The following is a 23,429-nucleotide window of genomic DNA, read 5'->3' as shown; positions in this document are numbered from 1 at the left end:
AAGCCATGATTCGGCACTTGCATGCCGGGGCTTTCCGGCGCATGGCCCGCCCGATTGATCGTGCCCCTGAGGCATGCTGACGGCATTTCCAGTCCATGACGGCTCTTTTTACCATTGATCCCCTGGCGGTCCGTATTGTCCGCGCCGAAACCAAGCAGCAGATTCTGAGCGAACTCGCCGATTGCTTCGCCACGGTCTATGCGCTGGATCGTGCCTCCGTGCTCGAACGGGTGGAAGAGCGCGAACGGCTGGGCAGCACCGGCTTCGGCCGCGGCGTTGCCATTCCGCATGCCCGGCTGGACAATTTGCCGCGGCCCGTGGCCACGTTCTTCCGCCTGGAAAATCCGGTCGAATTCGAAGCGGCCGACGGCATGCCGGTGGATTGCGTGTTCGGCCTGCTTTCGCCCGAACAGGCCGGGGCCACGCATTTGCAGGCGCTGGCGGCGATCTCGCGGCTGATGCGGGACGAGCGGATGCACGAACGCTTGCTCGCCGCGCCCGATGCCGACGCGATCTACGCCCTGCTCGTCAACGTCATCGACCGCGATGCCGCCTGAAGACGGCGCGGCCGGTGCGGCCAGCGAAGGCGCCCGGCTGCACTGGCGTGCGCTGGAAGGTCTCTATACCTCGGCGCCGGTCAACCATCTGTTCTCGTCGCGTCTGGAAATCGTGGGCGAAGGCCGCTCGCGTATCGTTTTCGATGTCGACCCGAGCTGCTTTCACGCAGCGGGCGCGGCGCATGGCACGATCTATTTCAAGATGCTGGACGATGCCGCGTTCTATGCCGCGAATACGCTGGTGACGGATCGCTTCCTGCTGACGACCTCGTTCAACCTGTTCTTCAGCCGGCCCATCCACGGCGGCCGGGTCATCGCCGAAGGGCGCTGGGTTTCCGGCCGGCGCCGCGTGCTGGTGGCGGAATCGCGGCTGGTGGACGAGGAAGGCGAGGAAGTGGGCCGGGGCACCGGCACGTTTCAGCGGTCGCGCATCGCGCTGGGCAGCCTGGAAGGCTATAATGCCGGCTTGCGCGGCACGGCCGCCTGAGCGGATCGGCCGCCGGGCTCATGGCAACGCGCCTTCCCGCCCATCTCGAAGTCAGCGGACTGATCCGCCGCGCGCAGGCGCAGGGCGGCTTCGCGATGGTGCTGCACAAGGGCGAGCCGGACTCCGGCACCATCCTGATTGTTATGGTGGATAATCAGGGACTTGGAGCGCTCTATGAGCGGATGCCGCAGCGCGACGGCACGCGGGATTGGGCCAAGTCAAAGGTTCAAGATACTGATAATAAACAGGAATTTGAGGATTACCTGACCCGCCGCCAGCGCCAGGACCCGGACGTGTGGATTATCGAACTGACTGTCGCAGACGGGCAACGCCTGATCCGGGGATGACCTGTGCGGGGTTGACTCTGCCGCTTCGCCAAATAAAGGCACCCTACCGCAATGCGAAGGCGGCGTGGTTCTGCGGGAGGCAGGACGCGCTAGCACGCAGACGGGGGGCAACCGTCATGGCTCTCCGGAGCAGGCCCGCGAGATGAAAGTCTCGGATGGGGCTTGCTTCCGCCATGCCCGGGTGCTCACCGCCGAATGACGATGATGGATGAGTAAGCAGTTAAAGTTTGCCAGCGCGATCAGCATCTGCCTGACACTGGCAACAACGATCTTTACCGCCGCCGGTTCCCGCGCGGCCGTGCAGGACCCGCAGGTTCCTGTGATCGAGGCCCAAGGCGCCTCTCCCGTGATTTTCCCTAGCCGGTCCGCCGCGTCTGTCCAGCAGGCTGCTGCGCAACAGGCCGCCGCGCATTCCGCGTCGAGCATCGCTGATGTCCCGGAATCGGACGCCGCGGAATCGCTGGCCGAGCTGGTCGATGAAACCGCTGTTCCCACCGAACTGTCCAGCGAGCTGAACTGCCTCGCCGGCGCGATCTATTTCGAAGCCAAGAGCGAAACGTTGGACGGCCAGCTTGCCGTGGGCCGCGTGGTGGTTCAGCGTTCGAAGTCGGGCCGGTTCCCGGCGAGCTATTGTGGTGTGGTCTACCAGCCCTCGCAGTTCTCGTTCGTGCGCGGTCATGCCATGCCGCCGATCAACAAGGGCAGCCGCGACTGGGCGGAAGCCGTCAAGATCGCGCAGATCGCCGACAAGGGCATGTGGAAGAGCCCGGCCGAAGGCGCGATGTATTTCCATGCCGCGCGCGTTTCGCCGCGCTGGGGCAAGGTTCGCCTCGCCCGCGTGGACAATCATATCTTCTACCGCTGACGCGCCAGCGGCTTCCGGGCCGCGCGGAATAGCGAAAGGGCCGCCCGTGGGATGCCATGGGCGGCCCTTTCCGTATCGGGTTCAGCTTTTCCGCGAAAGGCTCATGGCGCTGACGGAAATCGTGCCCAGCGGGCCTGCCGGATCGTGCAGCGCGCACTGGCCCGCCGCGATTCCGTGCTGCGAGAGGTGCCCGGTCAGTTCATAGCCCAGCCATTCGCCCACCGGCAGGCGGTGCAGATGCACGGTGAAGTCGGTATTGACGAAATCGATGCCGTGTTCGCTGCTGTGCGCCAGCGGGCTGGCGAAGTCCGCCGTCAGCGCGACATGGCCGAACGGCGTGAGCGGATGGCCGGCGACGATCTCGACCCCGGCCCGCAACCACGCCTGGCGTGCGGGCGGCGGCCCCATCGTGCCGAGCACGGTGGGATTGCCCTGCTCCGGGGTACCGCGCTCCTGGCCAGTCCACTGGCTTTCTCGCCGGAAGCGGGGGTGCGTGTCCGCGGGGACGGGGCGCACCTCCCAGTTGCCGAAACGGCGCAGCGGCTCCAACCCTTCCGGCGGTGGCGCGGGCCACGGCGGGCTTTGCCAGACGGGATTGTCCGGCTGCCGCGATTGCCGGGCCAGCTGGCAGGTGGCCCGGGCGCAAAGCTTGCCGTCGGCCGAAAGGCTGGCTTCCACCAGCTTCAACCGGCCGCCATCGTGCAGCACGCGCAAGTCCACGCCGAGCGGCTGCGCCGGGGCCATGCGCAGCATGTCGACGCCGAAGCGCACGGGGATTAGCCCCGGCTCCATGACGTCGCGTTCGATGACGAAGCCCAGAAGCGATGCCATTGCGGCGCCGCTCAGCGTGCCCGGTTGCCAGTAGCCCCGGCCGAGCCTGGTCGGCACGAACAGATCGCCATCGGTTTCGAAAACGCTTTCCGGCACGGCTTTCGTGCTCTCCCCCTCCATTGAAGGGGTTTAATTGCACGATTAAATGGCGAAGGGAAGACGCCCCCTCCCTTCGCGCGCCGGGCTGGGGGGGGATCAGTGGCGGAAGTGGCGCATTCCGGTGAATATCATGGCGAGGCCGGCTTCGTCGGCCGCCTTGATCACGTCCTCGTCGCGGATCGAGCCGCCCGGCTGGATCACCGCCGTGGCGCCGGCCTCCACCGCCGCCAGCAAGCCATCGGCAAAGGGGAAGAACGCGTCGGACGCGACCGCGGAGCCGACCGTGCGCGGCTCGTCCCAGCCGTGCGTTTCGGCGGCTTCCCTGGCCTTGGCGGCGGCAATGCGCGAGGAATCACGCCGGTTCATCTGGCCCGCGCCGATGCCGGCGGTCACGCCCTTGCTGGCATAGACGATGGCGTTCGACTTGACGTGCTTCGCCACGGTCCACGCGAACAGGCAGTCCTTCAGTTCCTGTTCGGTCGGCTGGCGCTTGGTCACCACCTTCAGCGCGTCGTCGCCCAGCGCGCCGTTGTCGCGATCCTGCACCAGCAGGCCGCCGGCGATCGGCACCAGCGTCAGGCCGGCACGATGCGCGTCGGGAAGGTCGTTCACCAGCAGCAGGCGCAGGTTCTTCTTGCGCGCGAAAGCGTCCTTCGCGGCCTCGTCGGCGCCAGGAGCCACGACCACTTCGGTGAAGATCTCGCAGATCGCGTTGGCGGTGGGGCCGTCGAGCGGCTGGTTGACCGCGACGATGCCGCCGAACGCCGATACGGAATCGCAGGCGAGCGCCTGGTGCCAGGCTTCCAGCAGCGTGTCGGCGGTGGCGACGCCGCAGGGGTTGGCGTGCTTGACGATCACCACGGTTGGCTTGTCCGCCGCGAATTCGGCCACCAGTTCCAGCGCGGCGTTGGCATCGTTGTAATTGTTGTAGGACAGTTCCTTGCCCTGCACCTGCTGCGCCTGGGGCAGGCCGGTGGTGGCGGGCCGGTTCGGCACGTAGAGCGCCGCGTTCTGGTGCGGGTTCTCGCCATAGCGCAGCGTCGTGACCAGCTTGCTCGAAAGATTGAGCGTGTCGGGAAAGCGCTGCCCCTGGTCGGCGAAGGCGAACCAGCTCGAGATCGCGGCGTCATAGGCGGCGGTCGCGGCGAAGGCCTTGGCCGCCATCGCCCGGCGGAACGCCAGCGTGGTGGCCCCGCCGGACTGTTCCAGTTCGCCCAGCAGCGTGGCGTAATCGGCCGGGTCGGTCACGATGGTGACGAAAGCGTGGTTCTTCGCCGCCGAACGGACCATCGAAGGGCCGCCGATGTCGATGTTCTCGATCACTTCGTCGCGGTCGGCGCCCTTGGCCACGGTCGCTTCGAACGGATAGAGATTGACCACGACAAGGTCGATCGCGCCGATGGCGTGCGCTTCCATCGCGGCGGCGTGTTCGGGGTTGTCGCGCACCGCCAGCAGGCCGCCGTGGACCATCGGGTGCAGCGTCTTGACGCGGCCGTCCATCATTTCGGGAAAGCCGGTCAGGTCCGACACGTCGCGCACGGTCAGCCCGGCGTCGCGCAGCGCCTTGGCGGTGCCGCCGGTGGAGACCAGTTCCACGCCGCGTGCCGCCAGCGCCTTGCCCAGATCCGCCAAACCGGATTTGTCGGACACCGAAAGCAGCGCCCGCTTGATCGTCACCTCACTCACAGGAATTTCCTATCTCATCTTCTTGAGCAGCCAGGAGAATGTCTCTCCGCTGCGGGGAATCTTGGCCTGGATGACAAGCTGGCGCGTGCCGATGGGGCGCCCCTGCCCGTCTGCCCACAGGCTTTCCTCGACCGACACGGGATCGCGGCCGGAGCGGAATTGCCACAGGCTGCCGTCGGGCAGGGCCAGAGTCACCCCCAGACCGTCCTCGCCGGCGGCCAGCTCGATATTCGGCCCGAGATGGAAGCGCAAGGCGACACCGATGGTGCCACGCTTGCCCTTGCGGCCCGCGGGCACCAGCAGGTCTTCACCGCGCAGTTCGGTGCCGTCGTCGCGCAGGATCAGGATGCGCTGGTGCGACAGGCCATAGCGCGTGACATAGCCATTGTGGCTCGCCTCGATCCGGGTTGCGCCGCCGCCCTTGTCGCCGCGCAAGGTGCGTCGGTCGATCTCGACCTCGGACACGCCCGAGCCGAGCTTGCCGTTGATGAGTACGGCGGTAGAGTTGAAATCGTCGATCGTCAGCGTGGAATGCGCCGCCGTGGCGCGCAGTCCCTGCGCCAGCCGCAGCGGGATGAGGCCGCCGGCAAAGGCCGCGCCGCCGCAGTTGACGATGATCCGTTCCGCGCCATGGCTCAGTTCGAACGCCAGCGTGGAGGCGCAGCCATCGCGGGTGTGGCGGGCCACGGGCGGGGGTGCCGCATCGACCTGAAGCACGGTCTTGCCGGCATTCACCCGCTGATAGCCCCACTGGCGGGCATCGCGCAGCGGCCGGGTACGGACGCCGCTGGCCTTGATCAGCGCCTCGATCCGCGCGGCCGGGACGGCGCCGGCCCCCTGCCAGCTCCCCAGCCCGCCATCGCCATGCAGCAGCGACAGCAGCGGCGGAACCAGCAGGTTGAGGATGGTATCGATCTGCGGCGGCGCATCACTGCGGACGGCGGCGTAGCAGGCCTTCAGCCGCACCAGCAGCTCGATCACCTCGATCTGGCCGAGCGGGCTGCGGGAAAGCACGCCGCCATCGTCGCCGATCAGATCGCCCACCGCGCGCATCAGGCCGGCTTCGCCGAACAGCCGGCGGGGATGGCCATCGGCCAGCAGCAGCCCGGCGGCGGTGATCGCAGTCCAGCCGGCGGTTTCGGCCAGCTTGTCGCCCGCCTTGCCGACGTTGCGGTCCAGCCAGCGCGCGGTTTCCTCGATCACCAGCAACATGCGCCCACGCGCCTTCTTGTCCGGGCCGGACAGCAGCAGCGGCGCGTGGATCAGCCAGGACAGCAGGCGGTGGCCGACGTTGCCCACGTCCCACGCCGGGGTGGCGTTGGGCTTGGGGTTGGCCGCCATCCAGATCTGCAGCACCCGTTCGGCAACCTGGGTGCATTGCTGGCGCGGCGCGCAGGCTTCAAGGTCAGCCAGCCAGCCAAAGCCATGGATCAGCCGCTCGAACGGGGGCGACAGGCGCGGGCCGCTGAACTCGACATCCGCGATCGGCGCCTTCATCCCGTGGAGCAGGAAATGGCCGGCGCGCAACGCGGTGCCGGCGGCCGTGTCACCGGGCAGCGGATTGGCGACCGTTGCCGTCAGGCGAGGCCGCGCCCGCTTGCGGAACGGGTTGAGCGCGCCCGCCGGCAGCCCCATGCGATAGGCGAAGCGCACGAAGCGATCGCCCGCGCCCACTGCGGGAGGGGAGAAATCGGCGAGCGCCAGCGCGCGGCCGGGCTCGATCGTTTCGGGCGTGGGCGTCAGTTCGAGCTCGGCTTCGGCCAATGTCGCGCGCTCCGGCCCTGGCGCTTCCGTCAAAGGCGTTCCGATGGATGGCCCCGGAGAGGGGGTAGCGGCTGGCGTGGGTTCGGCCGGTGTTGTTCCGGGCATGGACAGCAGCGGTTCCTCTCCCGGACCCAGCGGAATGGCCGGGCCTTCGCCGTGGCGAGCACCGGGATGGAAGGAACCACGCTTGATCCGTCCGTTGCCTTCCGTTGCCGGCACAGCCTCACCCCGTCCAACGCGCGAACCGGCCTCATTGTTTCCGGCGGCGCCAAAGGCGCGGGCGAAGGAAAGGCCGTTTTCGTTCACGGCGTCAGCCCGCCCCCTTCAGCGCGGCGATATTGGCCGCATAATGGCTTGGCCCGCCCCGGAAGCTGGCGGTTCCGGCCACCAGCACGTCCGCGCCGGCACCGGTGCACAGCCTGGCGGTTTCGAGATCAACCCCGCCATCCACTTCGAGGTGAATCGGCCGGCCGGTCTTATCGATCATCTTGCGGACCGCCTCGATCTTGCGAAGCTGGCTGGAAATGAAACTTTGCCCGCCAAACCCGGGATTGACGCTCATGATCAGCACCAGATCGATCTCGTCGATCAGGTAATCGAGCATCTTGGCCGGCGTGGCGGGGTTCAGCGAGATGCCGGCCTTCTTGCCCAGCGCCCGGATCGCCTGAACCGTGCGGTGGACGTGCGGGCCGGCTTCGGGATGGACGGTGATGATGTCGGCGCCGGCGTCGGCAAAGGCCTGCAGGTAGCCATCGACTGGCGAGATCATCAGGTGAACGTCGAACGGTTTCGCCGTGTGCGGGCGCAGCGCCTTCACCACGCCGGGGCCGATGGTGATATTGGGCACGAAATGGCCGTCCATCACATCGACATGAATCCAGTCCGCGCCGGCGGCATCGATAGCGCGAACTTCCTCGCCCAGACGGGCGAAGTCCGCGGAAAGGATCGAGGGCGAAATCAGCGGAACAGCCATGGACGGGAACGATCTTCGCTGCCTGCGGTCTTGCGAACCTGTTTCGGGATACCGTGAACTGTGGATGGCGGATCGGAAAAGCCTGGTCCGGCGGGACCGGGCGATTTCCTAGCGCCGCATTCGGGCTTACCGGTGGCGAATCGCCCGAACAAGCGTGAATCCGCCGTTTTCCACACGGATTAGGCATGGTCGCACACTTTGCCGGCTCCCGCCCGGATTAAGCGCGCGTTCACGGCCCGAATTGGATATGGCGGGGGCGCGAAACCCGCATTACAGGGACATCGCGATAAAGGTCAGGTGGTTTCGGTGGTCGGCCGGCAAGGGCGGGCACGGGAAGCGATGCTGACGGGAACAGCAACTGGGATTGAAGCGATATGACCTTGCCGAGACGTATCCGCGCCGCGGCCGCAGCCGTCCTCGCGCTTGCCGGATCGGGCCTTTTCGCCAGTTCCGCGCAGGCGGCCCCGAATTGTGCCGGCCCGGCGAGCGACACCTGGATCAACATCGTGGTGGATGGCGTGCGCAACGGCAACGGCCTGATCGCGGTGACGCTGTACGAAGACGATTCCCGCAAGTTCCTCGTCAAGCACGGATCGCTCTATGTCGGCCGGGTCGATGCCGCCGCGCCCGAAACGCGCATGTGCCTGTTTGTGCCCCGCCCCGGCGTCTATGCCATCGCGGTCTATCACGACGAGGATGCGTCGGGGAAGATCAACCGCAGCGGCGTGCTGGGCATCCCGACCGAAGGCTTCGGCTTTTCCAACAATCCGCCGACCATCGCCAGCCTGCCCGCGTTCCGTTCGGTGCGGATCAGCATTCCGCGCAGCAACCTGTCCACGCGGATTCACCTGAAATATCCCTGACGGCCGGCCGGGGGGGCGCCGGCCGCGCTCCCTGGCTATCGCGCCGGGGTGGCTTCAGCCCGGCACGCCGTTGAACATCGGCGCGAGATGCCAGGGCGCCAGTTCTTCGGCCAGCGCGTGGGCGCGCGGGTCGTCGACGTCCATCCACCAGGCATCGTCGATGTCCATCGTCGCCGCGCGGCCGCGATCGGCCAGCACCTGCATCCCGTCCGAAAGGCTTCCCGCCTTGCCGGCCGCGATCGCCTCGCGGATCGCCGTGGCCAGCTCCGGCGTAGCCAGGAACGCGCCGCAATCGACCGCGTCGTAAGGTTCGATGGTCTTGCCGATGGCGGTGATGAAGCCGCGTTCGTCCAGCCGCACCCAGGTGGCGTCGTCGGGATCGACCAGCGGATTGTCGAGCCGGCGGTCGATCGCCAGGGTCACGCCCCGGTCGGGCGCGTCCTGCGCCAGCAGGCTGGCCAGGATCTCGGCCTCGAACATGTGGTCGGCCATCATCAGCAGGTAGTTGCCTTCGCATCGCGTGGCGCCGGCCATCACCGAATGGCCGTTGGGCGTTGACCAGTCCGCCAGGCGCACGGGCACGATTTCCACCGCCAGCCGCTGCGAAAGGTCGGCCAGAAACGCCTCGACCATCTCGGCGCGGTGGCCGGTAACCACCACCACGCGGGTAACCCCCGCGATCATCGCCTGGCGCACGCCGATCTCGATCAGCGGCACGCCGGCGATCGGCGTCAGCGGCTTGGAAGGGGAAAGGTCGGCAAGTCGGCTGCCATAGCCGGCGGCGATGATGAGCGCGTCCATGATCTTCGGGATTCCTGCCGGGCTGAAAAAGCAGCGGGCCGGCCGAACGCCCAAACGTCCAGCCGGCCCACCCTGTCCTGTCGCGTCGGTCCGCTTACTCGGCGGCAAGCGCCTGGTCGGAAACGTATTCCTCGACCATCTGCGCGGCGACGTCGTCGTTGACCTGCTGCGGCGGGTGCTTGCAGAAATAGGCCGACGGGCCGATCAGCGCACCGCCCTCGCCACGCTCCAGCGCGACCTTGCAGCAACGGATCGCGTCCATCACGCAAGCGGCCGAGTTCGGGCTGTCTTCCACCGAAAGGCGGAGTTCCAGGTTCATCGGCACGTTGCCCCACTGCGCGCCTTCCAGGCGCAGGAAGCACAGCTTGTTGTCCTTCTGCCAGGGAACATAGTCCGACGGGCCGACGTGGATGTTCTCGTCCTCAAGGCGCTGGGCCAGCATGGCCTGCACCGCCTCGGTCTTCGATTCCTTCTTGCTGCCCAGACGCTGGCGGTCGAGCATGTTCATGAAATCGGTGTTGCCGCCGGTGTTGAGCTGGTAGGTGCGCTCCACGGTCACGCCGCGCGCGCCGAACAGGCTGGACAGCACGCGGTGGACGATCGTGGCGCCGACCTGCGCCTTGATGTCGTCACCCACGATCGGGATGCGCTTGGCGCGGAACTTGGCTTCCCATTCGGGACGGCTGGCGATGAACACCGGCATGCAGTTGACCACCGCGACGCCGGCTTCGAGCGCGCATTCCATGTAGAATTCGGTGGCTTCCTGCGAACCGACCGGCAGGAAGTTCAGGAGAACCTCGGCGCCCGTTTCCTTGAGCGCGGCCACGATCGATTCCTTGGTGGCTTCGGGCGCGTCGGCCACGATGAAGCCCTTGTCGCCCATTCCGGTCATGTGATCGGCAACGCCATCGAGCTTCTTGCCCATGATGACCTTGGCGCCGGTGGCCGGAACGTCGGGGAAGAACACGGCGGTGCAGTTCGGACCGGCGAAGATGGCTTCGCTGATGTCCTTGCCTACCTTGCGCGCATCGACATCAATGCCGAGCACGAAATCAACGTCACCCGCGCCATAGCCACCGATCCGGTCATGGATGAGGCCCTGCGACGAGTTGTTGTTGCGGTAGTGATAGACCCCCTGGACCAGCGAGCTGGCGCAGTTGCCCACGCCGATCACGGCGACCTTGATTGGCTTCATGAATCTCGATCCCTTCACACAGGCGCCATACGGCGGCTGTAACTAATTTGCCTCATTTCCATTTCGCGCGGCAAATGCAAGCACATTTCCCTGACGTCATGCTTGCGTAGGCCGCAGGGCAAGGATGACAGCGACCAGCCATCCCCCGGCAGCAACCGCAAACAGGGCCAGCACCAGCGGAGCAAGCCCGAACGCAATGAGCAATGCGAAAGCCAGTGCGAAGAAATCCCGGCTAGTAAGGTAAGTGAGCCCCTGCATCAAGCGCGATGGCTCACCGTTCGCACCTTGCCGACGGTAATGGTCCTTCACCACGTCAAAACTGAACGGCGCCTGACTGCGCGCGGCGGCCCGGCCGATCATCACCAGTCCGCTGGCCAGCAGGACAAGGCCGGCATAGCCGAACGTCGCATAGACCACTTCGCCGCGCATCTGCAGGTTGATGGCCACGCCCAGCAGGAAAGCCAGATTCGTCGCGGCATCGACCAGGCTGTCCATCTTCGCGCCCGCCGGCGAGCTGCGAAACGTGGCGCGCGAGATTTCCCCGTCAACCCCGTCGAAGATCGATGCGGCCTGGAACAGGATAGCCCCTACCACCAGGCCGGTCGCGCCCCAGAACAGCAGGCTGGCGAACATCGCGGCGGCGATCAGCCCGGTGCCGATAGTCGCGTGAACCGGGCGGATTCCCGGAAAATGCAGCAACAGCGCGGAAATCGCCTGCGAGATCGGCCGGTTGAGGTGGCGCGAGACGATTCCGTCGGTCGGCTTGGCCGTGGAGCGCACGACGGCGCGGGCGGCGGCGCCCAGCCGGCGCGGCGATTCCGCACCCTGGGCGGTCATCCGCCCGGCAACCTGGTTGGCTTCCTCCTGCGGCACGACCTGCACCAGATCGGCCTGCGTGATGCCGCCGGGTTCGGCAATCGCGCGCAGGATCGCATCGGCGGTCGGCTGCCGATCGCCGGGAATCATCGCCACCCGGTCAAACCCGCCTTCGACCGCGAGGGCCGATCCGTTACCGAAATGCACGTCCATGCCATCGGCGAGGCGGTCGATCTCGGCGCGCGTTGCCGCCGAAGGTTCCCATCCCGCGCCGGCGGTGACCCAGCATACAGAAAGGCCCGCGCGCCGCGCCTCGCGCACCGAACGCGCGGCGGCGGGAACGCCCGCGACCAGCCGCTCGGCATCGCGTCCCGATGCGAAAACGATGACTCCCAGCGGCAATTTCATCTATTCGATCCCCAGGGCAGGCCCAATGAACGCATCCACCCTGTTCAGTAAGTGGCGCGGCTTATATAGCCGCCATCGGCGGTCGCCAAGGTGGCGAAACGTCGGGAGGTATTTCGGATGATTACGCGCGCAGTGGAACCTCGTCGGCCGCAACGGCCGCGCGAAATGCAGGATCCGCTGAACCTGTACCTCTATCATCCGCTGTCCTGGCAGCTGGCGCGCCGGCTCGCGCATACGCCGGTAACGCCCAACATGGTTTCGGTGGCCGGGGGCCTGTTCGTAGTGGCGGCGGGCTTCTGCTACTGGGGCGTGCCCTGGCCGCTAGGTGCGGCGCTGGGCATGGCGCTGCACATGACCTGGCATATCGTCGATGGCGCGGACGGCGATCTGGCGCGGGTTACCGGCAAGTCCAGCCCGCTCGGCGAAATGGTCGACGGCATCTGCGACTATACCAGCCACATCGTGCTCTACGTGCTGCTGGCCTTCGTGCTCACGCGCACGATGGGGGCGGGCTGGGCCTGGTTCTGGACGCTGGCGGCCGGCGCCAGCCACATTGTGCAGTCGAACCACGTCGAAGTGCAGCGGCGCTTTTACCAGTACTGGATGTACGGCGTGCCCTGGCTGCACAACGCGAAGGGCGATCAGCCGGGCCTGTTCGAGGAGAAGCGCGGGGCCTGGCGCATCTTCCTGCAGACCATCGTGCGGCTTTATCTGCGGCTGGCGGCGGGCATGTCGCCCCATGCGCTGGTGATAGACGGCGCGGTCAAGGCGGCGCGCGATGATCCCGCGCGGCTGGGGGCGATCCGGGCCGAAGTGCGGCGCGAACAGCAGCCGCTGCTGCGCGTGCTCAAGCTGCTTGGCCCGAATCCGCGCGCGATCGTGCTGGGCCTGGCGATGTTTGCCGGCAGCCCCCTTTACTATTTCCTGTACCAGACGGTGGTGCTGAACCTGCTGATGGCGGTTTCCGTCAAGCTGCACAACGCGGCGGCGATGCGGACCGCGCAGCGGCTGGAGGCCGAAGGGCTGACGGCGTAAGGGCCTGACTGCGGTTACAACACCCGGAAGCGCGCCATCGAGAGCACGCCGGGGCGCAGCTTCGTCCACAGGTGGATCGTCAGGCCATAGACGGCGAGCGCCAGCAGCGGCGTGGCGATCGCATCGATCCGCGCCGGCGCCCGGAACACATCGGCCAGCGCTTCATAGAGCAGCAGCCCCGCCGCGCCGCCGGCCAGCGCGCCGATCACGGGGGCGGCGGCGTGGAGCGGCGGTTGCCGCACGCCCAGTTGCTTGAGCCAGTGCCGGCGCAGCAGCGTGGCGACGATCGCCGCCAACAGCATCGCGGCCGACGCGCCGAGGATCCCGAACGCCGGCGCCAGCACGGGCACCAGGATGGCGGCGATCGCGATCAGCACCACGTTGATCAGCAGCGCCAGCGCGGGCCGGCGATAGTAGAGGATCAGTTCCCCCACGCCGAACGCGCCGTTGACGGTTTCGGCCAGCACCATGACGATCAGCGCGTGATAGCCGACGACGTAGTGCGGTCCGAACAGGGCCAGCAGCGGTTCGCCGGCCGCGGCCATCAGCAACACGATCGCCAGCTGGATCGTCAGGATCAGGCGCGTCGCGGCGGCGGTGGCTTCGCCGGTCACGATATCGCCGGCGGCGCGCATCGTGCGCGCGATCAGCGGGGTCAGGATGCCGTCGAACGATTGGCGCACTTGCGTGATCGGCGTGCGCAGCTGGCGCAGCACGCCATAGACGCCGGCCGGCGCGTCCCCCAGCAGGAAGCCCACGAGATAGAGGTCGATGCGCTGCGCCAGCGAGGTCAGCAGGTCGCTGCCGCTGGCGGGCAGCAGCGAACGGGCGCGCTGCGTCAGCGCGCCGGCATGGGGGCGCCACCGGGCAAGACGCAACGGACCCAGCGAATGGCGCGCGCTCCACAGCGCGGTGCCCGCCAGCGCCAGGCTGCCGGCCCAGTAGCCGAACAGCAGGCCGGTTTCGGTAAAGCCGGCATACCAGGCGGCGAACGTCACTGCCGTGGCGACATAGGGTTCGATCACGCCGCGCGCCATGACTTCATAGCGCATCATATGGGTCCAGCGCGTGGCGGCCAGGGCGACATCGCCCGCGGCCTGTCCCAGCACCGCCGGCGCCAGCACGGCCAGTGCGAAGCGAAGATGGTCGGACACCATGGCCGCGGGCAGCACTTGCGCGCCGAGCGCCACCACGCCCGCGATGCCAAGGCCCGACAGAACGGTCAGCAGCAGCGCATCGAGCAGGACATGCGTGGCCGGCCGCGCATCGGCGGCGCCGGTATTGGCTTCCTCCTCCAGCCACGGGAAGATCATCCGCTTCAGCCCGAGGCTGGCGACCGGGACCATCAGTTCGACCACCGCCACCGCCAGGCTGAACACGCCATAGGCCGCCGCGCCATAGAGCCGCGCCCCGATATAGAGGAACGAGGCCCGTGCCGCGAAACGGATGATGAAGCTGAAGGCATTGGAGCCCACGCCCCTGGCAATAACCTTCTGGGGCGTCCCTTCTGCCGTCATGACGGCGCGATAGGACGGCCCATCGGCACTGGCAAGCTCCCCCGTGAGTATGGGGTGGGGTCAGGCGTGGTGCGAAGGCGTGCGCAGCGGCGTGCGCATCAGCAGCACGCACAGCACCACGGCGCCGATCGCCAGCGCTTCCACCACGATCCACGCCAGCCAGTGCGAATGGTTGTAGAGCCACACCCCGATCGCCGGCGCGACGATATAGGCCGAACCGTTGACCGCCGCGACGATCCCCGCCGCCTGCCCCTGTTCGGCGCGGCCAACGGCCAGGCTCGCGCCCGAGGTGAAGCCGGGCCGGAACAGGCCGAAACCCAGCGAGCAGATCGCGAAGCCGACGGTGATGGTGTGCAGGTCCAGCCCGGTCGCCAGCGGCACGGTGCCGATGCAGCACAGCCCCATGCCCCACAGCGTGGAGGCGCGCGGCCCCAGGCGCAGCATCGGGATCAGCCCCCATTGCGCCAGCAGCGTGGCGATCGCGCCGCACATGAGCACCAGCCCGATCGATCCGGCGGCGGCGTCCGGCTGGTGGCGCAGGCCCAGCCGGTCGAGCAGGAGAAAGCCGATCACGCCGAGCAGGATCGACTGCGCGTGGCCGCCCAGTACGCCGGCGGCAAGCCAGCCGCGCAGGCGCGGGTCGCTCCAGCGCAGCCGGTCGCCGCCCGCGTGCTGTGGCTCGGCCTCGGGCAGTTCCTCGGGCGATCCGTCGGGATGATCTTCCACCATGCGGGGATTGGACGAGGCGCTGAACGGCGCCGCCATGACTTCACCGCGCCCGGCGAAGCGCGGATCGTCATCGGGCAGGCGCAGGCGCAGCGTGACCAGCACGAGCAGGGCGAACACCGAAAAGGCCGCGAAAGGACCGATCAGGCCCAGGCCGGGAACGATCAGCAGCGGCGCCAGCGCCGGCCCCAGCACCGTGCCCAGGCCGAAGCTCGATGCCACCAGCGACAGCGCCTGCGTGCGCTCTTCCGGGCCGGTGCGGCTGGCGACGTAGGCCTGCACCGCCGGCGGGGAGGCCGATCCGAACATGCCGTAGAGCGAACGGGCGGCGGCGAAGATCAGGATGGTGGCGGTGCCGCCGAACACGCCGTGCAGGCCGGCGAACAGCGTCAGCCCGCACAGCGAGAACGACAGCGCGAAGGCCGCCATGCCCAGCGCCATCATCGCCTTGCGGCCGCGCCGGTCCGAGCGGCGCGCCCAGTAGGGCGCCATCAGCATCCACAGCAGCGCGGACCAGGAATAGGCGAGGCTGACCCACACGTCGGCGATGCCCAGGTGCGTGCCGATCGACGGCATCACCGATTGCATCGCGGTGTTGCCCGCCGCGGTGACCAGCATGACCGCGAACAGCAGCGCCATGCGTTCCGGCGGCAAGTGGTCTTTCTCGTGCATCGCGTCTCCGCTCCCTCGCCCTCTCGGCCTCCGACCCGGCCCCAGGCCCGATTCCGGCCATTTTTGCGCCCCAGCGACCGGTGTTTTCCCCCGATCTCGCCGTATCTGGTTCGTTCGTTTGCGGTAAGGTGCTTGTCGCGCCCTTGCAATGACAAGACAAATTTGCGACGCGCGGCTTACAGGCCAGTTCAGGAAAAGGGACCCCGCCTCAATATGACTTCCACGCAGGCAGCGCGCGAGCCCCTGTTGCAGAGGGCGAAGCGCAAGGCGGAACGGTTGCTCGGCCCCTTCGGCATCTTCTTCAAGGGCTTTCTCAAGCATCCCGTGATGGTGGGCGCGATCGTGCCGTCGTCGGGGCGCACGATCAGCCGTGTGCTGTCGAAGGTCGACTGGGACGAATGCCGCCTGTTCGTGGAATATGGCCCCGGCGTGGGCACGTTCTGCCGCCCGGTGCTGGAGAGGCTGCGCCGTGACGGGCGCCTGATCGTGATCGACACGAATCCCGATTTCATCGAATACCTGTCTAAGACCATCGGCGACAGCCGGTTCATCGCGATCAACGGCTCGGCTGCCGATGTGGAGGATATCGTCCGCGCCCACGGTTTCGAAAATGCCGATTACGTGCTTTCGGGCCTGCCGTTCTCGACGCTGCCCGAAGGCGTCGGACCCGCGATCATGGCCGCGACGCAGCGGGTGCTGCGCCCCGGCGGCGCATTCCTGGTCTATCAGTACACGGCGCGCGCGCGGGATCTGATGGGGCGCTATTTCCGCCGTATCGACAAGGGCTTCGAGCTGTGGAACGTGCCGCCCTGCGTGATTTCGTGGGGCTGGAAGGAATAACTACTCGAACGTCGCGATGATTTCCGGTCCGGTCGGGCCGGACAGCAGATGATGCATCGCGGCCAGCATCGCTGTCAGATAGACCATCGCCCCCGACGTGATCGCGCTGGATACGGCCGCACCCAGCGCGCGCTGCAGCTCGCCGCCCGTGGTCAGCACCAGCACCACGCCCACCAGCATCATGATCAGGCCATAGATCACGAAGAACACCAGGCCCGCCAGCGTCAGGAACACCCCGATGCGCGCGGTGTTGCCGCGCGTGAGCGCCCAGCTCCGGCGAATCGCGGCCACGGGATTGCGCAGGTTCTCGGTGGCGATGACGGGCGCGATCAGCATCACCCGCAGTCCGCAATAGACCATGACCGCGAAGATCATCAGCACGGCGGCGGCGGCCAGAGCCTGGATGCCGGTCAGCGACATCAGCGAAACGAACAGCACGAACGCCCCGCCCAGAGTCAGCCCGATCAGGAGCTGGGCCAGGAGATAGGGACCGGTCATGACGAAGCCGCGCCGGATTGCCTGCGCCACGGTCGGCCGGTCGTGCGCGGTCATCACCACCAGCACGGTCAGCGTGCCGGTGATCTGAAGCACGGACACCAGCAGCAGGAAGGGCATGGCCCGGCCATAGGCATCGCCCAGCAGCGTCATCATCTCGCGCGGGGGGAGTCCTGCGGGAATCTGCGGTTCGGGCACCAGGATGGCGAAGGCCAGCGTCGGCAGCAGGAAGAACACTCCGGCGATGGCGGCAAGCACGTCGCGGTTGGCGGAGACCAGCCGGGTGGCCAATGCCCACGCGGCGCTGCTGTCCAGTCTGATCACGATGCGTCCCTTTCGATGGACGCTCTCCGTAAGCCGCGCGGACAAATTCCACAATGCCGCGGTTTCCCTGCAAACAGGTCCGGCACGTATGCCCGCTCGAAGGCGTTTGGCACTTGCCAGAGCGCCCTGCCGGGGCCACCTGACGCACCATGAACGGCTTGCAGGATATCGAAGTGCGCGTGGAGAGCGCGCCCGTGCCCTATCGCGTGGCGCTGGAGGCGATGGCGGCGCGCAACGCCGCGATCGCCGAAGGCACGGCGTCGGAACTGATCTGGCTGCTGGAGCATCCGCCCGTCTATACCGCCGGCACCAGCGCCGATCCGGCGGAACTGCTCGATCCGCGGTTCGAAGTGGTCGAGGCCGGGCGGGGCGGGCGCTATACCTACCACGGGCCGGGGCAGCGCGTGGGCTATATCCTGCTCGACCTGCGCAAGCGCGCGCGCGACGTGCGCGGGTTCGTCCATGCCGTCGAAGGCTGGGTGATCGATACGCTGGCCGATTTTGGCGTAGCCGGCCGCCGTGCCGAAGGGCGCATCGGCATCTGGGTGGACGGGCCGGAGCGGAATGGCCTGCCCGGCGGCGAAGCCAAGATCGGCGCGATCGGCGTGCGCATCCGCCGCTGGGTGACGATGCACGGCTTTTCCGTCAATCTATCCCCCGATCTCGCGCATTTCGGCGGCATCGTGCCTTGCGGGATCGAGGAATTCGGCGTCACCAGCATGAAGGATCTGGGGCTGGAGGTTGCGCCGGAGGCATGGGATCGGGCATTGCTCGCCCGCGCCGGAGACTTCCTTGCCCGGCTTGACGTGCCATGCCCGCCGGAGACCGCCCGATGAAGCGCAGAGTACCGACCATTTCCGTAGCCCTGGCACTGGTTGCCTGCGCCACGCTGGCGGGGTGCGGCAAGAAGGCGGGGAACGACAACGCCAAGGCCCAGGCCGCGGGGGGCGAAGTGCTGCCCGGCACGGTCAGCGACGCGATGATCGATCTCGACCGGTCGCAGGCCGAAGCGCCGCTTCAGGCCCCGAAGCCCGGCGAGGCGGCCAAGGCCGGCGCTGCCGCGCCGGTGGCGGATGCGAGCGCGGCCGCGGATGAGTCTGTCCCCGATGCGGCACCGGGCGTGCCGACTCCTGCGGCCGGGGCCGCGGCCTCCGCGCCAAAGCCTGCCGCCTCCGCCACGCCCAAGCCGGCCAGTACGGCGAAACCGGCGGTCAAGCCGACCCCGAAGCCTTCGCCCAAGCCGTCACCCACCCGCTCCGGCGGAAACTGACCGGAAACGCAACGGTCAGGCGATGCCCAGCAGCTGCCGCGCCTGTTTGAGGTGCGGCTGGTCGATCATCCGCCCGTCGATCTGCAGCGTTCCCGCACCGGGATTGGCGGCGAAGGCGTCGACGATGGCGCGGGCGTGGGCCAGTTCCGCGTCGGTGGGCGCGAAGGCGGCGTTGATTACCGGCACCTGCGCCGGGTGAATCGCCAGCATTCCCGCAAAGCCGTCTGCCCGCGCGGTTTCGGCGGCGGTGCGCAGGCCGGCTTCGTCGCGGAAATCGGCATGCAGCGTATCGACCGGCCAGACCTCCAGCGCATGCGCGGCAAGTAGCGTCTGCGCCCGCACGAAGCGGAAGGTATCGGTCCAGCGGCCGGCGGCATCGCGCTTGCGCGTGGCGCCGAGCACCGCGGAAAGGTCTTCCGCGCCCCAGGTCAGGCCGGCCAGGCGTGGCAAGGATTGCCCGACATAGGCGGGAATGGTCAGCGCGGCGCCGGCGGTTTCGCTCACCAGCGGCAGCAGGCGCGTGGAACCGGGGGCAAGGCCATGACGCTGCTCCAGCGCATCGAGTTCGGCGGAAACCAGCCGGACCTGGTCCGGTCCTTCGGTCTTGGGCAGCACGATGCCGTCAGGCGCGCCGGCCATGATCGCGGCCAGATCGTTACGCCACAGGCCGGTATCGATGGCGTTGATCCGCAGCCACCGCGCCTGGCGGGTGCCGGCATGTCCGGGGTCGGCGGCGCGGCGCGCTTCCAGCCAGCCGCGCGCTACCTCGCGCGCGGCGGCCTTGGCGGCGGGCGCGACCGCGTCCTCCAGATCGACGATGATCGCGTGCGCCCCCGTTTCAGGCGCCTTGGACAGCTTCTTCTCGCTGTCGCCGGGCACGAACAGCCAGGAACGGGGGGGCATCGCTTTCTCCTGTTAGACGGTTTCCCGCGCCGTCTGCTGCGCCAGCGTGGGGTAGTCAATATAACCTTCGGGACCGGGGAAGTACCAGCTACGCGGCGCGTTGACGTTGGGCGCCAGTTCCGCGCCGATGCGGAAGCGTTCGACCAGATCGGGGTTGGAGATGAACGGCCGGCCAAAGCTGACCGCGTCGCACCGGCCCGAAGCGATGTCGGTGGCGGCCTGCTCGGCGGTATAGTCGCTGTTCAGCACCAGCGGGCCGGTGAACAGGCTGCGGATCAGTGCGTCCTGCTGGGGCACGTCGGTGGAGCCGAACGTGCCGTTGGGGCCGGGCTGGCGCAGTTCGAGGAAGCCAAGGCCCAGCGCCTCGATCGTGCGCGCCGCCTCGCTGAAGATCGCGGCCGGATTGCTGTCGTCCACGCCCTGCGTATCGCCGTTGGGCGAAAGCCGGATCGACACGCGGCCCTTGCCCCAGACCGCGATCAGCCGTTCCAGCACTTCGCGCATCAGCCGCACGCGGTTTTCGGGCGAACCGCCGTAATCGTCGTCGCGCAGGTTGGCCTTGTCGCGCAGGAACTGGTCGATCAGGTAGCCGTTGGCGCCGTGAAGCTGCACGCCGTCAAAGCCGGCGCGCTTCGCGTTTTCCGCGGCGTGGCCGTAATCGTCGACGATGCGCGGCAGTTCGTCCAGCCGCAGCGGGCGGGCGACCACGAAATCCTTGGTGCCGGAGGGCGTGTGGGCGTGGCCCGGCGCGCGCGTGGCGGAGGAGGAGACCGGCAGTTCGCCGTCGAGGAAATCGGGGTGGACGATGCGGCCCATGTGCCAGAGCTGGCAGACGATGCGGCCGCCGGCGGCGTGGACCGCTTCGGTCACCGGCTTCCAGCCTTCGACCTGCGCGTCGGTCCAGATGCCCGGTGCGCTGGGCCAGCCCAGTCCCTCGCGGCTAATCCCGGTCGCCTCGCTGATGATCAGCCCGGCGCCTGCGCGCTGGCGGTAGTATTCGGCCATCATCGCGTTGGGCACAAAGCCCGGATCGGCGCGGCCGCGTGTCAGCGGGGCCATCAGGATGCGGTTCGGCGCCTCGATGGCACCGAGGCTGATCGGCTGGAACAGGGAATCAGGCATGGACAGGACATCTCCGGAATGGGAAGGAAACCAATAAAGGGGCCTCCGTTTCCTTTTGCAACTTAATTGGGCTTTAACGACCCCCATGAAAACTTCCCGGCCCCGCAATCCCCGGCCCGAAGCCGGGGAGCAGACCAGCCCGAAGCCGCTGCACTATGCCGCGCTCCTGCTGGGCAACGTCGCCCTGGCGCTGGGGCCGCTGTTCGTGCGCGTGGCGGATTCGGGGGCGGTTTCGGCCGGCTTCTGGCGCCTGTTCCTGGCGTTGCCGCTGCTGGCCCTGTTCGCGCGGTGGAATCGCCAGCCGCTGTTCGGCTACAGCCGCCGCGAACTGGGACTGGTGACGATTGCGGGCGTCTTCTTCGCGCTCGATCTGGCCAGCTGGCACATCGGGATCGAGCGCACGCGATTGGGCAATGCCACGCTGTTCGGCAATTCGGGCAGCGTGATTCTGATGATCTGGGGCCTTGTGGCGATCCGCCGCCGCCCCCGCGTGATCGAGGTGCTGGCCGTGGTCATGGCCACGGTGGGCGCGGTGGTGCTGCTGGGCCGGTCGCTGGAGATTGGCGCGCGCACGCTGGCGGGCGACCTGTTCTGCATCGTCGCCGGCCTGCTCTATGTGGTCTATATCCTGGTCATCCAGCAGGCGCGGGGCCGGTTCGGCAGCTGGTCGCTGCTGTTCCTGTCGAGCCTTGCCGGAAGCCCGGTGGTGGCCGGCATCGCCCTGGCGATGGGCGAACCGTTCTGGCCGCACGACTGGGGACCGCTGATCGGCCTGATGCTGGCCAGCCAGATCGTGGGGCAGGGCCTGCTCGTCTATGCGCTGCGCCATTTCCCGCCGCTGGTGGTGGGGCTGGCGCTGCTGACGCAGCCGATCGTGTCGGTGCTGGTCGGCTGGCTGGCGTTCCACGAAGTGCTGTCCGGGCCAGACGCGCTGGGTATGGCGCTGGTCGGCGCCGCGCTGGTGCTGGCCCGGCTGGCGGATCGCTAGGCCCGCCGCCTCAGGCGCTCAGGCCCGGCCCAGATCGCCCTTGCCCACCGTCCCCGCCGCCATCTCGAGCATCGCGTCGAGGCTCTTTTTGGCGGCAAGGCGCAGGTCTTCCTCGATCTCGATGCGCGGCGTCAGGTCGCGCAGCGCGAGATAGAGCTTCTCCAGCGTGTTGAGCGCCATGTAGGGGCAGATGTTGCAGTTGCAGTTGCCGTCCGCCCCGGGCGCGCCGATGAAGGTCTTGCCCGGCATCGCCAGTTCCATCTGGTGGATGATGTGCGGCTCGGTCGCCACGATCAGCGTGTCGCCGGTCATCGCCTTGGCGTAATTCAGGATGCCGCTGGTCGATCCGACATAGTCGGCATGGTCCACGATGTGCGGCGGGCATTCCGGATGCGCGGCGATCGGCGCGCCGGGGTGCTGCGCCTTCAGCTTGAGCAGCTCGGTCTCGCTGAACGCCTCGTGGACGATGCAAACCCCCGGCCACAGCAGCATGTCGCGCCCGAACTTGCGGTTGAGATAGCCGCCCAGGTGCCGGTCCGGGCCGAAGATGATCTTCTGTTCGGGCGGGATCTTCGACAGGATCGTTTCCGCGCTGGACGAGGTGACGATCACGTCCGACAGCGCCTTCACCTCGGTCGAACAGTTGATGTAGGTCAGCGCGATGTGATCGGGATGCGCCTCGCGGAAGGCCTTGAACTTGTCGGGCGGGCACGAATCCTCAAGGCTGCACCCGGCGTCGAGATCGGGCAGGACCACGATCTTTTGGGGCGAGAGAATCTTCGCCGTATCGGCCATGAACTTCACGCCGCAGAACGCGATCACGTCCGCGTCGGTTGCCGCCGCCTTGCGCGAAAGCTCCAGCGAATCGCCGACGAAATCGGCCAGATCCTGGATTTCCGGCCGCTGGTAATAGTGCGCGAGGATGACGGCGTTGCGCTCCTTGCGCAGGCGGTCGATCTCGGCGCGCAGGTCGAGGCCGGACAGGTTGGTGGGCTGGGCGGTCATCGGCGTGGGTTCCCTTTCGCGGCCGGTGGAAAGGCGCCCGGCCCGCGAGGGGGACTTAGGCGGCGTACCCGCCCGCCGCAATACCCTCCGCCCAGCCGACGAACGGCGCGAAGCCCGCCAGCGCCATGATCGCCAGGTGGACCGCGACCAGCGCGGCGGCGCTCCACCACGTTGCCGGATGGACCTTGCCCAGAACCTTGCGGTCATGCCGGGCGAGAATGGCCAGCACGCCCAGTTGCACGGAAAGTTCGGCCCAGGGGGCGAAACCGCCGAGCAGCGGCATGGGCAGGATGCGGCCGATCCCCGGCTCCATCACGATAACCGTGGCGCCCAGCATCAGCCGCCGGTGCCAGTCCGTGCGCCGGCGCAGCGCGATCGCCGCCGCGAACAGGCCCACGAACGTGAAGACTTCGCCGAGACTGAGTGCCAGCATGTAGGCATTGGTGAAGAACGGCGGAACGCGGTGCAGTTCCACCGCCTTGACCACGGTGAGCGGCCCCAGCACCGCGATCGCGCCGACCAGCAGCAGGCTGGACCAGCCCAGGCGGCGATGCAGCGCGGCGTTGCCGCCCGCCGCCAGCAGGTTCTGCGTGACCATCAGGCCCAGCCAGCCGACCATGGCCGCGCCGTGCAGGTGGACCCAGAGCGGCACGCGCGCCGGCTGCACGAAGCCGCGCGCGAACCATTGCAGGAAGCCGAACACGACCAGCGCGGCGATTCCTGCCGCCATGCGGACGAAGAACGCCTGATCGGCGCGATAGGGAAGGGGGCGGGATTCAGAAAGAGACGGGAACGCGGTAGCCATCGGGGGATCTCCGATCAGTCCAGGCGCGTCCCGAT

Annotated in this window: 24 protein-coding genes; 10 read left to right on the top strand and 14 right to left on the bottom strand. The window is 67.9% G+C overall.

Annotated features, from left to right (window positions below; translation table 11 throughout):
• Window positions 1-95: 95 nt before the first annotated feature.
• The 4 genes from F1640_RS10060 (at window position 96) to F1640_RS10045 (ending at window position 2,256) form a co-directional block, all read left to right on the top strand.
• The gene (locus tag F1640_RS10060) at window positions 96-557 is read left to right on the top strand and encodes a PTS sugar transporter subunit IIA (RefSeq protein ID WP_124810364.1); all 462 of its coding nucleotides are present in this window, start codon (window positions 96-98) and stop codon (window positions 555-557) included.
• Window positions 547-1,044 carry a PaaI family thioesterase gene (locus F1640_RS10055; protein ID WP_125954248.1) on the top strand — a complete coding sequence of 166 codons (498 nt, stop codon included), beginning with the start codon at window positions 547-549 and terminating at the stop codon, window positions 1,042-1,044. The genes F1640_RS10060 and F1640_RS10055 overlap by 11 nt, the downstream gene beginning before the upstream one ends.
• Before the next feature lie 20 nt (window positions 1,045-1,064).
• On the top strand, window positions 1,065-1,391 hold the full coding sequence (locus F1640_RS10050; protein WP_194919012.1) for a DUF1491 family protein: 327 nt from the start codon (window positions 1,065-1,067) through the stop codon (window positions 1,389-1,391).
• Window positions 1,392-1,599: 208 nt separating this feature from the next.
• Entirely contained in the window at window positions 1,600-2,256 is a 657-nt protein-coding gene (locus tag F1640_RS10045; RefSeq protein ID WP_194919010.1) for a cell wall hydrolase, read from the top strand.
• 81 nt (window positions 2,257-2,337) lie between these two features.
• On the opposite strand, the gene F1640_RS10040 is transcribed toward F1640_RS10045, so the two are convergent.
• The 4 genes from F1640_RS10040 to rpe all read right to left on the bottom strand — a co-directional run bounded on the left by F1640_RS10040 (window position 2,338) and on the right by rpe (window position 7,609).
• Window positions 2,338-3,183 (bottom strand): acyl-CoA thioesterase domain-containing protein, encoded by an 846-nt coding sequence (locus tag F1640_RS10040; protein ID WP_194919008.1) that lies wholly within the window; start codon window positions 3,181-3,183, stop codon window positions 2,338-2,340.
• Window positions 3,184-3,282: 99 nt separating this feature from the next.
• Window positions 3,283-4,872 carry a bifunctional phosphoribosylaminoimidazolecarboxamide formyltransferase/IMP cyclohydrolase gene (purH, locus tag F1640_RS10035; RefSeq protein ID WP_194919006.1) on the bottom strand — a complete coding sequence of 530 codons (1,590 nt, stop codon included), beginning with the start codon at window positions 4,870-4,872 and terminating at the stop codon, window positions 3,283-3,285.
• A gap of 9 nt (window positions 4,873-4,881) precedes the next feature.
• Complete coding sequence (locus F1640_RS10030) at window positions 4,882-6,741, bottom strand: heparinase II/III family protein (protein ID WP_194921339.1); 1,860 nt, start codon at window positions 6,739-6,741, stop codon at window positions 4,882-4,884.
• A gap of 205 nt (window positions 6,742-6,946) precedes the next feature.
• The gene (gene rpe / locus F1640_RS10025; protein WP_124810358.1) at window positions 6,947-7,609 is read right to left on the bottom strand and encodes a ribulose-phosphate 3-epimerase; all 663 of its coding nucleotides are present in this window, start codon (window positions 7,607-7,609) and stop codon (window positions 6,947-6,949) included.
• A 374-nt stretch (window positions 7,610-7,983) separates the two neighbouring features.
• On the opposite strand from rpe, the gene F1640_RS10020 reads away from it, so the two are divergent.
• Window positions 7,984-8,472 carry a DUF2141 domain-containing protein gene (locus F1640_RS10020; RefSeq protein WP_124810357.1) on the top strand — a complete coding sequence of 163 codons (489 nt, stop codon included), beginning with the start codon at window positions 7,984-7,986 and terminating at the stop codon, window positions 8,470-8,472.
• A gap of 54 nt (window positions 8,473-8,526) precedes the next feature.
• Here the strand turns inward: F1640_RS10020 and F1640_RS10015 are convergent, their stop codons facing one another.
• The 3 genes from F1640_RS10015 to F1640_RS10005 form a co-directional block, all read right to left on the bottom strand.
• Window positions 8,527-9,273: an NTP transferase domain-containing protein gene (locus F1640_RS10015; protein ID WP_194919004.1), complete on the bottom strand. Its 747-nt coding sequence runs from the start codon at window positions 9,271-9,273 to the stop codon at window positions 8,527-8,529.
• Window positions 9,274-9,367: 94 nt separating this feature from the next.
• Window positions 9,368-10,468 carry an inositol-3-phosphate synthase gene (locus tag F1640_RS10010; RefSeq protein WP_194919002.1) on the bottom strand — a complete coding sequence of 367 codons (1,101 nt, stop codon included), beginning with the start codon at window positions 10,466-10,468 and terminating at the stop codon, window positions 9,368-9,370.
• A gap of 96 nt (window positions 10,469-10,564) precedes the next feature.
• Complete coding sequence (locus F1640_RS10005) at window positions 10,565-11,692, bottom strand: CDP-alcohol phosphatidyltransferase family protein (protein WP_194919000.1); 1,128 nt, start codon at window positions 11,690-11,692, stop codon at window positions 10,565-10,567.
• Window positions 11,693-11,857: 165 nt separating this feature from the next.
• On the opposite strand from F1640_RS10005, the gene F1640_RS10000 reads away from it, so the two are divergent.
• Window positions 11,858-12,727: a CDP-alcohol phosphatidyltransferase family protein gene (locus F1640_RS10000; protein WP_233497410.1), complete on the top strand. Its 870-nt coding sequence runs from the start codon at window positions 11,858-11,860 to the stop codon at window positions 12,725-12,727.
• A gap of 14 nt (window positions 12,728-12,741) precedes the next feature.
• Here the strand turns inward: F1640_RS10000 and F1640_RS09995 are convergent, their stop codons facing one another.
• Both F1640_RS09995 and F1640_RS09990 read right to left on the bottom strand, forming a co-directional pair.
• A complete protein-coding gene (locus F1640_RS09995; RefSeq protein ID WP_194918998.1) occupies window positions 12,742-14,244 on the bottom strand; it encodes a lipopolysaccharide biosynthesis protein in 1,503 nt (500 codons plus the stop codon).
• 60 nt (window positions 14,245-14,304) lie between these two features.
• On the bottom strand, window positions 14,305-15,642 hold the full coding sequence (locus tag F1640_RS09990; protein WP_223806731.1) for an MFS transporter: 1,338 nt from the start codon (window positions 15,640-15,642) through the stop codon (window positions 14,305-14,307).
• A 213-nt stretch (window positions 15,643-15,855) separates the two neighbouring features.
• Here F1640_RS09990 and F1640_RS09985 point away from each other — a divergent pair, with 213 nt between their 5' ends.
• Entirely contained in the window at window positions 15,856-16,482 is a 627-nt protein-coding gene (locus F1640_RS09985) for a class I SAM-dependent methyltransferase (protein ID WP_124810351.1), read from the top strand.
• Here F1640_RS09985 and F1640_RS09980 read toward each other — a convergent pair whose 3' ends face one another.
• A complete protein-coding gene (locus tag F1640_RS09980) occupies window positions 16,483-17,301 on the bottom strand; it encodes a hypothetical protein (protein ID WP_124810350.1) in 819 nt (272 codons plus the stop codon).
• A gap of 149 nt (window positions 17,302-17,450) precedes the next feature.
• Between F1640_RS09980 and lipB the strand changes: the two genes are divergently transcribed.
• Both lipB and F1640_RS25710 read left to right on the top strand, forming a co-directional pair.
• Window positions 17,451-18,137 carry a lipoyl(octanoyl) transferase LipB gene (lipB, locus tag F1640_RS09975; protein ID WP_124810349.1) on the top strand — a complete coding sequence of 229 codons (687 nt, stop codon included), beginning with the start codon at window positions 17,451-17,453 and terminating at the stop codon, window positions 18,135-18,137.
• A complete protein-coding gene (locus tag F1640_RS25710; protein ID WP_194918996.1) occupies window positions 18,134-18,571 on the top strand; it encodes a hypothetical protein in 438 nt (145 codons plus the stop codon). The genes lipB and F1640_RS25710 overlap by 4 nt, the downstream gene beginning before the upstream one ends.
• A 15-nt stretch (window positions 18,572-18,586) precedes the next feature.
• Here the strand turns inward: F1640_RS25710 and F1640_RS09965 are convergent, their stop codons facing one another.
• Window positions 18,587-19,474: a CoA ester lyase gene (locus F1640_RS09965; RefSeq protein ID WP_194918994.1), complete on the bottom strand. Its 888-nt coding sequence runs from the start codon at window positions 19,472-19,474 to the stop codon at window positions 18,587-18,589.
• Between the two features lie 12 nt (window positions 19,475-19,486).
• On the bottom strand, window positions 19,487-20,596 hold the full coding sequence (locus tag F1640_RS09960; protein ID WP_194918992.1) for an alkene reductase: 1,110 nt from the start codon (window positions 20,594-20,596) through the stop codon (window positions 19,487-19,489).
• A gap of 85 nt (window positions 20,597-20,681) precedes the next feature.
• Here F1640_RS09960 and F1640_RS09955 point away from each other — a divergent pair, with 85 nt between their 5' ends.
• On the top strand, window positions 20,682-21,584 hold the full coding sequence (locus F1640_RS09955; protein ID WP_194918990.1) for a DMT family transporter: 903 nt from the start codon (window positions 20,682-20,684) through the stop codon (window positions 21,582-21,584).
• A gap of 18 nt (window positions 21,585-21,602) precedes the next feature.
• On the opposite strand, the gene nadA is transcribed toward F1640_RS09955, so the two are convergent.
• Together nadA and F1640_RS09945 are read right to left on the bottom strand one after the other, a co-directional pair.
• Entirely contained in the window at window positions 21,603-22,589 is a 987-nt protein-coding gene (gene nadA / locus F1640_RS09950) for a quinolinate synthase NadA (RefSeq protein WP_124810344.1), read from the bottom strand.
• A gap of 55 nt (window positions 22,590-22,644) precedes the next feature.
• The gene (locus tag F1640_RS09945) at window positions 22,645-23,394 is read right to left on the bottom strand and encodes an adenylate cyclase (protein WP_194918989.1); all 750 of its coding nucleotides are present in this window, start codon (window positions 23,392-23,394) and stop codon (window positions 22,645-22,647) included.
• Window positions 23,395-23,429 lie beyond the last annotated feature (35 nt).

Source organism: Novosphingobium sp. NBM11 (genome assembly GCF_015390225.1).
In the GTDB taxonomy this organism is placed as follows: Bacteria; Pseudomonadota; Alphaproteobacteria; order Sphingomonadales; family Sphingomonadaceae; genus Novosphingobium.
Note: the sequence above shows the minus strand (reverse complement) of the source record. Positions and strands in the feature narration are given on the sequence as shown.